5 protein-coding genes are annotated in these 13,122 nt (G+C 65.9%); 1 reads left to right on the forward strand and 4 read right to left on the reverse strand.

Annotated features, from left to right (window positions below):
• Positions 1-167: 167 nt before the first annotated feature.
• Positions 168-500 (reverse strand): hypothetical protein, encoded by a 333-nt coding sequence (locus Aeroheme_RS05440; protein ID WP_395949621.1) that lies wholly within the window; start codon positions 498-500, stop codon positions 168-170.
• 377 nt (positions 501-877) lie between these two features.
• Between Aeroheme_RS05440 and Aeroheme_RS05445 the strand changes: the two genes are divergently transcribed.
• Entirely contained in the window at positions 878-1,603 is a 726-nt protein-coding gene (locus tag Aeroheme_RS05445; RefSeq protein ID WP_106886082.1) for a Crp/Fnr family transcriptional regulator, read from the forward strand.
• A 54-nt stretch (positions 1,604-1,657) separates the two neighbouring features.
• Here Aeroheme_RS05445 and Aeroheme_RS05450 read toward each other — a convergent pair whose 3' ends face one another.
• The 3 genes from Aeroheme_RS05450 to Aeroheme_RS05460 form a co-directional block, all read right to left on the reverse strand.
• On the reverse strand, positions 1,658-10,165 hold the full coding sequence (locus tag Aeroheme_RS05450) for a GH36-type glycosyl hydrolase domain-containing protein (protein ID WP_411166829.1): 8,508 nt from the start codon (positions 10,163-10,165) through the stop codon (positions 1,658-1,660).
• A 333-nt stretch (positions 10,166-10,498) separates the two neighbouring features.
• Positions 10,499-11,929 carry an MATE family efflux transporter gene (locus Aeroheme_RS05455; RefSeq protein WP_411166830.1) on the reverse strand — a complete coding sequence of 477 codons (1,431 nt, stop codon included), beginning with the start codon at positions 11,927-11,929 and terminating at the stop codon, positions 10,499-10,501.
• A gap of 101 nt (positions 11,930-12,030) precedes the next feature.
• Positions 12,031-12,939 carry a LysR family transcriptional regulator gene (locus Aeroheme_RS05460; protein WP_106887882.1) on the reverse strand — a complete coding sequence of 303 codons (909 nt, stop codon included), beginning with the start codon at positions 12,937-12,939 and terminating at the stop codon, positions 12,031-12,033.
• Between the last annotated feature and the right edge of the window lie 183 nt (positions 12,940-13,122).

Genomic DNA, 13,122 nt, shown 5'->3' on the forward strand with positions numbered 1-13,122 from the left:
GCCGTAAACGCAGCCACCAAAAATACAAGGGGCGGGTATAGCCGCCCCTGATCCACATAGATCCCCAGACCTGCGGTCCCCTTGCTGATGCTGGGATCTCTTTTGCTTGCGCCACAGGCTGAATGACATGGCCCCCGGACCCAGGAGATGGGCCCGGGGGCTTTTTGCTAGAAAATGGCGGCCAGCAGCCAGCTGGCGATAAAGCCGATGGCGATCGCTATGCCGATGCTGCCCATGGGGTTGCTCTTGATCTTGCCGCGCAGGTCCTTGAGGTTGGAGGCTCTGGCCTCCTTTATCTCATTGCCTTTCTCGCTCAAGACGTTGGCGGTTGAATTGACCGCCTTGGCGACTTTGTCGACCGCCTCGTGGGTGTTCTCCGTCATCTGCTTCACCGTGGAGTTGATGTTGTGAGCGGCATGGTCTGCCTCTCTCTTCTCCCCGGCAGGGATGACGCTGGTGTCCTCTTTGGTGACTGAGGCGCTTTTTTCAGCTGGGCTCATGATATTTCTCCATATCCGCTGTGTGCCGGGGGAGGGGCGCTCCCTCTGGCATCTCTAGGTGGATGGGGTGGCAGTCCCATTGCGCCCTGATGTCGAGCAATGACTGCGCTTGGCTGTGCGATGCAGTGGCACCCGAACAAGCATGCCGCCCACTGCGTCTGTGGGTGTCAGAACGACCTCAATATGCCTCATCCGTATTGTTGTGTCGGTACGTTAGGACACATAACAGGGAGTGTGTGAATGACGGACATATGGCCGCTCGGGTATTGCGGGCGGTTCAGTGGTGATGGCGCCGATACGTTAGCCCAGGTCGTGGGTTTGCCCTATCTTTAGCCTTGATTGAATTGTCGTGTGAGTCGCCACCTGGAGAGAGAGACATGCCTGAGCATCATCCGCGGTTGAACCATTTGCTGGCGGCCCTGCCCCCCGAGGTCTACACGCGTCTGCTGCCGCACCTCGAATACATAGATTTACCCCTGGGCAAGGTCTTGTACGAATCGGGCGATGCCCTGCGCCATGTCTATTTCCCCATCGACTGCATCGTCTCCCTGCTCTATGTGATGAAAGACGGCGCCTCGGCGGAGATCTCCGTGGTGGGCAACGAGGGGCTGATCGGGGTGGCCCTGTTCATGGGGGGCGAAAGCACCACCAGCCGCGCCCTGGTGCAGAGTGCTGGCCATGCCTACCGCCTGAAGGGGCAGTTGCTCAAAAGCGAATTCAATCTGCACGGCGACATGTTGCACCTGGTGCTGCGCTACACCCAGGCGCTCTTGACCCAGATGGCGCAGACGGCGGTGTGCAATCGTCACCACTCCATCGATCAGCAACTCTGCCGCTGGCTGCTGCTCTCCCTCGACAGGCTCTCGGGTGACAAGCTCTCCATGACCCAGGAGCTGATCGCCAACATGCTGGGGGTCAGGCGGGAGGGGGTGACGGATGCGGCGAGCAAGTTGCAAAAGCTGGGGGTGATAGAGTACCGCCGTGGTCACATCACAGTGCTGGACAGGCCCAAGCTGGAGCAGCTCAGCTGCGAATGCTATGCGGTGGTCAAGGCCGAGACGGATCGGCTGCTGCCCTATCTGCCCATAGTCCCCAAGCCCTGAATACACCCCATACCCGAACTCCGATAGCCTCCCCTGACGGCCATGGGGTGGCCGTCAGCGCGCCAGCGTGATCTCGACCCTGTGCTGCCCGTCCTGAAGAGGGATGCGCAGTGGCAGGGGGGCGGGCGCCAGGAGCACGCCGTCGAGTCGAACGCTTCCCCCTTGCTGCCCTGATGGGGGCTCGGCACTCACCTCTATCCTGTAGTGGCAGTTCTCCAGGGTTATCGCCACGCTGAACCCGGGCCAATCGCTGGGCAGCCTGGGGGTGATGAGCAGAGCCTGCCCCTCACGTGTGATGCCCAGTATGCCGTCGAGCCCTGCCTGATACATCCAGCCTGCCGCCCCCGTGTACCAGGTCCAGCCACCCCGGCCCTGATGGGGGGCGACCGAGTAGATATCCGCCGCCATGACATAGGGCTCCACCTTGTAGCGCGCCATGGCCGAGCCATTCAGGGCGTGGTTGATGGGGTTGAGCAGGGCAAATTGCCGGCAGGCCTTGTCTGTCTCCCCCAGACGGGCAAAGGCCAGGACGGCCCAGACGGCGGCGTGGGTATATTGGCCGCCGTTCTCGCGAAGCCCCGGGGGATAGCCGCGAATGTAGCCGGGGTCCTGGGTCAGGGTATCGAAGGGCGGGCTGAACAGCAGGGAGAGGCCCTCCTCGTAGCGCACCAGATGGCGCTCCAGGGAGTGCATGGCCATCCTGGCCCGGGCCGGATCGGCGGCGCCGGAGAGAACGGCCCAGGATTGGGCGATGGCGTCTATCTGGCACTCGGGGCTCTTTCTCGCTCCCAGCCAGGTGCCGTCGTCGAAGGTGGCCCGACGATACCAGGCGCCATCCCAGGCATGCTGCTCCAGGGCTGCCCCGATCCGCTCGGCGTGAGCCAGCCAGCGTTCGGCACGGCCGTCGTGACGGGCCCGGGCCAGGGGGGCGAACAGACTGATGGTGCGCAGCAGCAACCAGCCCAGCCAGACGCTCTCTCCCTTGCCGGCACTGCCGACCCGGTTCATGCCATCGTTCCAGTCCCCCGACCCCATGAGCGGCAGCCCCAGGCTGCCGGTGAGCGCCATGGCCTGATCCAGGCCGCGAGCACAGTGCTCATAGAGGGAGGCGACCTCCTCGCAGACCTGGGGCAGGAAGAAGGCATCCTGCTGATCCGGCCCAAGGGAGGGGCCCTCCAGGAAGGGGATCTGCTCCTCGAGAACAGCGTCATCGGCGCTGCTGCGCACATAGGTGGCCGTGGCGAGTGCCAGCCAGACCCTGTCATCCGAGATCCGGGTGCGCACCCCCTGACCGGAGTGCGGCAGCCACCAGTGCTGCATGTCCCCTTCCACGAACTGGCGAGCCGCCGCCCGCAGCAGGTGTTGCCGGGTATCCAGGGGAGCGGCGAACCCCAGGGCCATGCCGTCTTGCAGCTGATCGCGAAAACCATAGGCCCCTCCCGCCTGATAGAAGGCGGAGCGGGCCCAGAGCCGGCAGGCCAGGGTCTGGTAGAGCAGCCAGCCGTTGAGCATGAAGTCCATGGCCAGATCGGGCGTCTTGACCTGCACGGCGCCAAGCAGCCCCTGCCATTGGGCTTCGACCTGTTCCAGTACCTCATCGAGATCCTGGCGATAGCGCAGTATGAGGGCACTGGCCTTCTCATCCGACTCCCCCTGACCGAGCAGCACCAGGATCTCCAGCCGTTGGCCCGGCGCCAGATCAACGTGAGTCTGCAGCGCCGAGCAAGGGTCTATGCCGGCCCCGGTTCTGCCGGACAGGGGTCGGCCGCCCTGTAGCGCCGCCGGGGCGGCGAGCTGGCCCTGGTATCCGAGAAACTCGCTGCGATCGCCGGTCCAGCTGGTCTGTCTGCCACCGAGGTCGAGGAAGGCCACCCGCTCGGGGAAGGCGGCGTTCCAGGGATTGCGGGCCAGCATGGCCCCGGTCTGCTCGTCCATCCGGGTGGTGATGAAGGGGGCGCTGGCAGCGCGGGAGGCCCCCAGCACCCACTCCGCATAGCAGGTGATGCAGAGCCGGCGGGCGTTGCCGGTCAAATTGTGCAGCGTCAGGCGAGAGATCTTGACGGGGTCCGCCACCGGCACGTATTGCAGCAGCTCGCTGTGGATGCCGTGGGCCTGGTGCTCGAAGTGGCTGTAACCAAAGCCATGGCGGGCGACATACTGACCCCCGTCGCGGATGGGCTGGGCTGTGGGGCTCCACAGCGCCAGGCTGTCCTCGTCGCGAATGTAGATGGCCTCGCCGGCGGGATCCGTCACAGGGTCATTGGACCAGGGGGTCAGCTGGTTCTCCTTGCTGTTGTCGGCCCAGGTGTAGCCACTGCCGAGGGCGGAGGCCTGGAAGCCAAAGCCGGGGTTGGCGATCACATTGATCCAGGGGGCCGGCGTGGTCTGCTCGCCGCTGAGCAGGGTGACGTATTCGCGCCCCTCCCTGGCAAAGCCCCCCAGGCCATTGAAAAACGCCAGCTCGGGGTGATGGGGGGGCTTGATGGGCGCCTGGCCGTGGGCCTTGGCGGGGGTGACCGGGAAGGGCCGCGGTGGTGGCTCCTTGAGGCGGGCGAGCTGCTCTTGCAGGGGGCCGCGGCGCGCTATCAGCACGACCCGCGCTGCTGCGTACAGCAGCTCGCACAGCTCGCCGCTCATCAGGTCGCGGCGCACAGTGTAGACGGAGCCCTGGGCCAGCTCGGCATGGAAGCGCGGCCGGGACTGGCTGCTGCGCACTGCGGTGTCTATGCCGTTTTGCAGATCCTGCACATAGGTGGAGACATGCTCGTTCATGATCACCAGATCCACGGCCAGCCGCTTCATCCGCAGGTATTCGTGGGCCAGCAGCAGCTCATGCACCTGGGCCAGATCCTCCACATCGTCGATGCGCAGCAGCATGATGGGCAGATCCCCGGAGATGGACTGTTGCCAGAGGGCCGATTGCCGCGTCAGGCCACGGGCTATGGTGGCCGAGGCGGCGCGGAACCTGGCATCCCCATAGAGCAGGGGGGCGGCCAGCCGCTGGAAGTTGGCCCCGTCGGAGGGCTGGATGTTGAGATGGTGCAGTTGCACCTGGGCCTGGGTCCAGGCCAGCGTCTTGGCCCGCTGGAAGGCGTGGCGGTTGTGGTGCTGGTCGATGAGATCGAGCAGTGCCGGCCGCGAGGGGGCCACCAGGGTCCAGAAGGCGACATGGGTGCTGCTGCCAGGCAGGACATGGACCCGCTGGCGCAGGGCGAAGATGGGGTCGAGCACTGTGCCCGTGGTGTTGGAGAGGGGGACATGGCGCTGCAAGGCGTGGGCGGTGGCCAGGGTGCGCCCCTGGCCGATGAAGCGGGCACGGTCGGATTCATATTGCAGGGTCCCGGCCAGATGGTCCTCGACGATGATGAAGTGGGCGGCCCACACCTCCTCCTCCTCGGGGGATCTGGGCCGCCGGGTGGCGATCAGGGCCCCCAGCTCTGCCAGGTATTCGGTGACCACAAAGAGCTTGCTGAAGGCCGGGTGGGCGCGATCCGCCTCCGGTGTGGTCAGCACCAGCTCGGCATAGGAGGTGAGCTCGATATGACGAAGGCGGCGACCGCGGTTGCTCAGGGAGATGCGCCTCACTTCCCCGTCCGCCTCACCGGAGACCAGCACTTCCAGGGTGGTGGTCAGGCGATCGTGATGATGAACGAACTGGGCGCGATCCTCGGAGAAAACCACCTCTCCCTTCGGATCCGAGTTGCCAAGAGGATGAGCGCAGGGGGACCAGGTCTCACCGCTCTGGACATCATGGAGGAAGAGGAAGGAGCCCCAGTGGTCGCGGGTGGCATCCTCCTGCCAGCGGGTGATGGCGATGTGGCGCCAGCGGCTGTAACCCGCCCCGGCCCCGGTGAGCATGACGCAGTAGCGGCCATTGGAGAGCAGGTGGGTGACAGGGGCTCCCAGGCTGGCCGAGGAGAGGCGGCGCACCGAGCTCACCTCGAAGCCGCTCTGGGTGAGGGAGGCCTTGATCTCGGCGGCGTGGGGCCGAACGATGGCCATGTCCTGGGGGATCCGCTCCTGCAGCAGCAGATCGCAGGCCTGCACCATGGGGTCTTCATGGAAACGGGCGCGCATCTGCCCCCCGTGAAGGGCGTTGGCGAGGGCCACTATGGTCATCCCCTGGTGGTGGGCCATGAAGCTCTGCACTATGGCAACCTGCTGGCTGTCGGGCAGGCGCGAGGGGGTAAAGTCGAGGGCCTCGTAGAAGCCGTAACGGCCGCGGCCTCCCATGGCGGCCAACCGCTGGAAGTTTGCCAGGGCCGCCCCCGGGTTGATCATGGCGGCCAGCCCGGTGGCATAGGGGGCGACCACCCTGTCCTCGGCCAGCCCGCGCTTGAGGGCGAGCTGGGGGATGCCGAAATTGGAGTACTGGTAGGTGAACTCCATGTCCCTGGCGTTGTAAGCGGACTCCGAGATGCCCCAGGGGATGCCGAGGGCGTGGCCGTAGCGGATCTGGGCGTCGACGATCAGCCTGCTGGTCTGCTCAAGCTGCGAGCCGACCGGGGCCCGCATCACCAGGGCGGGCATCAGGTACTCGAACATGGAGCCGGACCAGGAGATGAGGGCGGCCCCTGTGCCCAGGGGGGTGGCCGCCCGTCCCAGCCTGAACCAGTGGCTGGTGACGACATCCCCCTTGGCGATGGCAAACAGGCTGGCCAGCCTCGCCTCCGAGGCAAGCAGATCGTAACAGCTGCCGTCGAGCCGGTTGTCGGAGAGGGAGTAGCCGATGGAGAGCAGGCGGCGCTCCTCATTGAGCAGGAACCCGAAGTCCATCCCCATGGCGAGGGCGCGGGCCTGGGCTGCCAGGGCGTGCAGCCGTCGCTGGCGCATCTCGGGGTCGGCGGCCTGATCCTGCAGATGTTCGGCCACCACCCGCTTGAGGGCCTCCAGCCAGAAGAGGAGCTCCTCCCCCTCCTGTTGACAGGCCTGCAGGTCGAGCTGGTGCGCCGTGTTGCTGGCTTGCACCGTCAGCCGGGCGAGCACCGGGAGCTGGTGGGTTGCCGACAGGGGGCGGGCGAGCTGGCCACGGATTTCCTTGAGGCTGGCGCCGAGGGCCTGCACCTGGCCGCTCTCCTTCATGGCGTAGGCCTGCAGGGCCTGCTCCGCCAGCAGGCAGGTATCCAGGATGCCGCTGCAAATGGCGCCGTCCCCCGCCTGTTGCTGCCATCGCTCGCAGCCGGTGGCGACCACCAGCAGGTGGCCGGCCAGGTTGCCGCTGTCCACCGAAGAGACGTAGGCCGGCTCCAGGGTGAGCAGGCTGCGGGTATCGTACCAGTTGAAGAAGTGACCCTTGAAACGGGGCAGACGCTGCATCACGGCCAGGGTGGTTTCCAGCCGCTTGAGGGTGGCGCAGCACCCGGCCCAGCCAAAATCATTGGCCGCCAGGGCGGAGAGCAGATAGAGCCCCATGTTGGTGGGGGAGGTGCGATGGGCGATGATCTCCTGCGGACTCTCCTGCACGTTGTCCGGCGGCAGCTGGTTGTCCAGATCGGTGACCAGGGTCTCGAAATAGCGCCAGGTCTGGCGGGCGACCAGGCGCAGCTCGGCGGCCTGGGCGGGAGTGCAGCTCATCTGTCTGGCGAGGTCGGGGGGGCGGCTGGTCCAGTAGGCCACCAGCGGGGCCAGCAGCCAGAGCAGGCTGACCGGCAGCACCAGGGGCCAGGCGGTGGGGGTTCCCAGCAGGGTGAGGCCGCCGACCCCAATGGCCAGCACCACCCCGGCCGTCATCAGCCGATAAAACCCGGTCCAGGCCAGGCGCGGTGAACCCGAACTCTGGGCCGAGGTGGTCCACTCCAGCAGGTGGCGATGGGAGAGGAAGAGGCGAAACAGGGTGCGCACTATGGCATCCGTCATGCGCCAGGCCTGATCGGCCAGAAACACCAGGCTGAGCAGGGCCTGCATGAAGGCCCGTTGCAGCCGCTGGCCGACCATCCCCAGGTAGTGGCGCCACAGGATATCCCGCTTGCGGGGGATCAGGGTGAAGAGCAGCGGCAGGAAGAGGGGCAATGCCAGGGCAGCGAACAGCAACAGGCTGGCGATTGTTGCTGTGCCCAGCGGCAACTGCCAGCCGGCCAGCAGCGCCAGCAAGGTGCTGGGTGCCAGCAGGGAGCGGCAGAGGTTGTCAAACATCTTCCAGCGCCCGATGAGCGGCAGGGCGTCCTGTCCGCGGCTGCGCCGGCAGATCCAGGCGAGCAATTGCCAGTCCCCTCGGGTCCAGCGATGCTGGCGCTTGGCACTGACGTCATAACGGGAGGGAAACTCCTCGACGACCTCGATATCCGAGGCGAGCCCCGCCCGGGCGAAGATCCCCTCGAACAGATCATGGCTCAGGTGGCTGTTGTCCGGTACGCGCCCCGCCAGGGCGGCGGTGAAGGCATCCACGTCATAGATGCCCTTGCCGGTGAAGGAGCCCTCCCCGAACAGATCCTGATAGAGGTCGGAGACGGTGGCGGCATAGGGATCCATGCCCCCGGGCCCGGAGTAGAGTCGCTGATAGTAGGAGCCGTCCTGACCCAGCGGCAGCGAGGGGGTGACCCGGGGCTGCAGTATGCCGTAGCCATGGGTGACACGCTGGCGTCCGGCGTCGAGGTGGGGATGATTGAGAGGATGGGCCATCTTGCCAATCAGCCGGCTGGCGGCATCTCTTGGCAGGCGGGTATCCGCGTCCAGGGTGATGACATAGCGCACCCCCTGGGGGATGGCGGGGGGCTGGCCGTCCGTCGCCATGAAGCTGGTATCCGCCGCGCCGCGCAGCAAGCGGTTCAGCTCGTAGAGCTTGCCCCGCTTGCGCTCCCACCCCATCCAGCACCCCTCGCCCGGGTTGAACCTGCGGTGGCGATGGAGCAGCCAGAAGCGATCCCCCGAAGGGCCAGGGCCATATTTTTCGTTGAGCCGGGCAATGGCCTGGCGCGCCGCCACCAGCAGGGCCTCATCCCCCGGCAGCCGCTCTTGCTGCGCATCCACACCGTCGCTGAGCAGGGCAAAGCTGATATCGCCGCTGACCCCGGAGAGATGATGCACCTCCAGCTGCTCGACCTGTGCCAGCAGCTCGGATGGCGACACCAGCAGGGTCGGCATGACCACCAGGGTGCGCAGCGAGGGCGTGATGCCGTGGGTGAGATCCATGGCGGGGAGGGGGCTGGGAACCAGGTGCGCGCTGATGAGGTAATTGACCAGGGCCAGGGCCACGGCATGGGCCGGCAGGAGTGCAAACAGGAAGAAGAGCCCCATCCAGAGTGACCAGGGTTCATCTGGGGAGACCTGCAGGCGATGGCTCAGGGCCAGCAGAAAGAGGGTCACCAGGGTGATGATGCCGATGTAACCCTGGATGCCGAGCCGGGCGTAAAAGCGGTGCAGGCGAAGGCGCAGGGGAGGGCGAAATCCGAGCTCGGCCTCGAGGGCGGGTCGCCCCTCTGCGATCAGGTGGTAGCCGGGCTCCGCTGCTCTTCGCCGGATCTCGTCCTGCTGCTCCTCCGGCGGGAGCCGGGTCGCGGACAGGACCCTGGCCGTGACCGCCAGCTCGTCGTGGTCGGAGTAGCGGGCCAACTCTTCTATGGCCTGGCGATAGAGGTTGCGGGTGGGGAAGTCCATCTCGGCAAAGGGGCTCTCTGCGCGCAGTTGATGATCCACCAGGCTCATCCCCTCGACGAGTTCACTCCAGTCCATGCCGGAGATGAGGCGCATGCTGGTGATGACGTTGCGAATGGTGACGTTGGAGGCACCCTGGCGCTGCTGGGCATGCTGCACCACCTCCTCTACCGACAGGCCTTGCCGGGTGAGGCGCTCCTCCAGCCAGCCGAGTGCCGGTGTGGTGTTGGGGTCCTGATCCCGCAGCTGCTTGACCAGCTGGGCGGCAAACAGCTCGGAGAGCGGGCCGCTCGCCCGGGAGGCGATGTCTTCGTTGAGTGCCGAGACGGCGCAGCCCTCCACGAGCAGCCGGGTGCAGAGGGCATCGGCATCGGCTCTGATCTGCTGGGCCAGGGTGATCTGCTCCACCAGGCGGCGCAGGTTTTCAATGAGCACGATCCTGAGGGTGATGGGCACGGCCCACAGCTCCCCTATGGTCAGGGGCTGCACGCGCTGATAGGCGAGGATGAAGCGGCTCAGGATCTCGGCGTCGAAGTGGCTGTCGTTGTGGGCGATGAAGGCCCAGGCGATGCCAAAGACCCTGGGGTAGCCCGCGAAGGGGCCGGCGGCGAGCTTGGGCAACTGACGGTAGTAACCGCCGGGCAGGCTGCTGCGGATCTCGTAGAGCTGGGCCTCGACCAGGTGATAGTTGTCGAGGAACCACTCGGCCGCGTGGGTCAGATCATGACCCAGCTCGAGCTCGGCGGCGCTGCTCCGGTAGGCGCGAGAGAGCACGGCCTCGTTGGCCTTGAGCCGCAGATGCAGGGAGGGCACAGAGATGGGGGTCGCCGTCACCGGCTGCGCCTCGGCCAGGGTAGTGGCATGGAGTTCCAGCCGCTCTATGCCGAACAGCTCTTCACGAATGGGCTCCTTGCTCTGCCAGGGGCCGGTGGCGCTATGCACGCCAAGCCATCCGGCTAACCACTCATTCATGGGCCGTCTCCTGCTCGTTCAGGGCGGGGGCAGAGCCGCCACTGCATGGCCGTTGGGACATGGGCAATCCTCGCAGGCAAGGGGTGACGGGGCTGCTGTCATCGGCATGCCGGATGAAGTGAAAACCCCGCCCTGGTCACGCGCAAGGGGGGCTGCCACAGTGCCTGGGCTATGGGCTCCCGGGCCGGCAACCGCGATGGGTCGCCGCGCCCCCGGCCTGACAAACGCAGGGGAAGGGGGCTGGCAACACTGAGACTATGGGGGAGGGGAAGGGGGCTGTCTGTTCGTTAACGTACATAAGGGGAGGGGCAGTTCACCGCGCCGCCTCAGCCGTCAGCCGAGATCGGTCGAGGCGAACCGTTCCCCCCTGGCCAGCGCCCGGCTGGCCAGGGCGGGGCTGTGCTGGTGATGGCGGGCCTTGGCCTGTGCGAGGCGACGCCACTCCCGCCACAACAGCCAGCAGAGCGGCGGGGTCAGCAGCAGCACGGTCGCGGGCTGGGCCAGCAGCACGCCGTCGCGGCCCCACCAGAGCGGCAGCAGGAAGATGAGGGGCAGCAGCAGCGCCGTCTTGGCGGCCGAGATGACCAGGGCCTGACGGGTGCGCGCCATGGATTGCAGCAGCACTATGCCGAACATGATGATCCCCTCCAGCGGTATGGCGGCGAGGTTGAGGGTCAGGCTGCTGACGGCGGCGGCCAGCAGCTCGGCATCCTGATCCCCGGTGTAGAGCATGGCAACCTGGCGGGGCAGCAGCTGGATCAGCAGCCAGACTCCCATGCCATAGACCAGCGTGATCTTTAGTCCCATGGCCATCAGGAATCTGAGATCCCGCAGGCGCCCGGCTCCGGTGGCCTGGCTGATCAGCGGCTGGATGCCGAAGGCCAGCCCCTGCAGGATCACGATGAACACCGCCTCTGTGTAACCCGCCACAGTGAAGCCCGCCAGATCCTTGACCGAGCCGTGCACCATCAGCTGGCTGTTGTGCAGCAGCAGCAGCAGCCCCAGGTTGAATTGGGCAATGAGGCTCGGCAGCCCGGTGAACAGCAGCTTGGGCATGGCCGGGAAGCTGGGCACCAGCTGGCGCCAGCCAAGGCGCAGCCTGGCGTGGGAGGTAAAGAAATAGCCAAGGCCAAGCAGGCTGACCACACCTTCCGAGATGAGGGTGGCCTGGGCCGTGCCCACCAGCCCCAGCCCCAGGCGGCCGACCATGATGTAGTTGAGCAGTATGTTGAGCAGGGCGCCGCAGCTCACCAGCACCATGGCGAGGCGGGGGCGACCGTCGTTGCGCAGCAGATAGGGCACCGCCAGGTTGCTGGCCAGCAGCAGGGTGCCGCCCCCTATCCAGCCGAGGTAGTCGCTGGCCTGTTGCCAGGTCTCGGTATCCGGTGTTATGCCCAGGGCCAGCAGGATGTCGATGTGCCAATGGTGCAGCAGCAGCGGGGCCAGGGCCCCCAGCAGCCCCAGCAGCCAGAATGCATTGACCAGGGCCTGGCGGGCCAGGGCGAGGTTTCTGGCCCCCTGCTGGAGGGAGATGGCGGTCGCCGCCCCCATGGCGACCATGGCGGCGAGGCCGATCAGCACCATGATGACCGGGTAGACCAGGTTGATCCCGGCGAGACCGGCGGCCCCCACATAGTGGCCGACGAAGATGCCATCCACCAGGTAATAGGCGCCGGAGACCAGCATGGCCATGATGGAGGGGAGGGCATAGCCCCAGAAACGGCGGGTCATGGCCCGCTGACGGCGAATGAAATAGGCTGACATATCTGTGCTTCTGCCGGGTCGGGGATCGAAGCCACAGTGTAGATTCTTAGCTTTCCATTGATAATCAGGTGTTTATTTGATGGATTGATGAATATTGCTCATCAGTCTCGCGGGCTATGGTGGGCCTTCAACATGTCTATCAGGGCCCGCAGGCCGTGGCCCAGCTGGTGGCGGCTGGGGTAGAAGAGATTGAAGCCGGCAAAGGTGGGGCTCCAGTCGGCCAGCACAGTCACCAGCCGACCCGCCGCCAGGGCCTCGCTCACCTCTTCCTCATAGCAGTAGGCCAGCCCCAGGCCCGCCTCGGCCGCCCCCAGATAGAGGGCGGGAGTGCTGGTGGTCAGCGGCCCGCTCACCTCTATCTCCAGCAGCTCGCCGTCGGCGGCAAAGGCCCAGCGATAGTGGTGATGAGGGGTGAGGCGATAGCCGATGCAGTCGTGCTGGCTGAGCTCGGAGGGGTGCAGGGGGATGCCGCGCCTTGCCAGATAGTCGGGGGAGCCCACCACCAGATAGCGCTGCAACGGGCCCAGGGGCACGGCTATCATCTCCTGGGGCAGCAGATCGCCGTAGAAGAGGGCGGCGTCATAGCCATCCTCGATGAGACGGGGCATCAGCTCCTGCTCCACCACCTCCACCTGCATGCGCGGATAGCGCACCAGATAGTCGATAAGCACTGGGGCCAGCACCTCCTGGATGGCGGCTCTGGGGGCACAGATCTTCAGCCTTCCGACCGGCTCATCCCCATGACGCGTCAACTCCTCCAGCGCCTCCTCCAGCTGACCCAGGGTCGGCAGCAGCTGCGTCAGCAATCGCTCCCCCGCATCGGTCGGCACCACGGCTCTGGTGCTGCGATTGAGCAGCCTGACTCCCAGACGACTCTCCAGCCCCTTGAGGGAGTGGCTCAGGGCCGAGGCCGAGACCCCGAGCTCGAGGGCGGCCCTGCTGAAACTGCGGTGGCGGGCGACGGCGGCAAATACCGCCAGTTCGGCAAGATCGGTGCGGGTGATGGTCATGTTCAGCAAGGGGCAGTGGGGGAAAACCAAGGGTACGCCAAGGGGGGACGGGAGACAATCGGCACGCTGTCGCGGGGGTTGTAACCGTTTTGTTGCGTTTCTCTGGGAGCTGAAAATCACCACCTATTTTTAATTTGTTAAAAAATTTTCGCAACACGGGGCCTGTAATGTGATCTTGCTCGT

Source organism: Aeromonas sp. DSM 116730, assembly GCF_046581335.1.
GTDB lineage: Bacteria > Pseudomonadota > Gammaproteobacteria > Enterobacterales > Aeromonadaceae > Aeromonas > Aeromonas rivipollensis.

Bases quoted from the DNA above. Each gene is read 5' to 3' on its own strand.
- Aeroheme_RS05440 (WP_395949621.1), bottom strand. From the start codon at position 500: ATGAGCCCAGCTGAAAAAAGCGCCTCAGTCACCAAAGAGGACACCAGC.
- Aeroheme_RS05445 (WP_106886082.1), top strand. From the start codon at position 878: ATGCCTGAGCATCATCCGCGGTTGAACCATTTGCTGGCGGCCCTGCCC.
- Aeroheme_RS05460 (WP_106887882.1), bottom strand. From the start codon at position 12,939: ATGACCATCACCCGCACCGATCTTGCCGAACTGGCGGTATTTGCCGCC.
- Aeroheme_RS05450 (WP_411166829.1), bottom strand. From the start codon at position 10,165: ATGAATGAGTGGTTAGCCGGATGGCTTGGCGTGCATAGCGCCACCGGC.
- Aeroheme_RS05455 (WP_411166830.1), bottom strand. From the start codon at position 11,929: ATGTCAGCCTATTTCATTCGCCGTCAGCGGGCCATGACCCGCCGTTTC.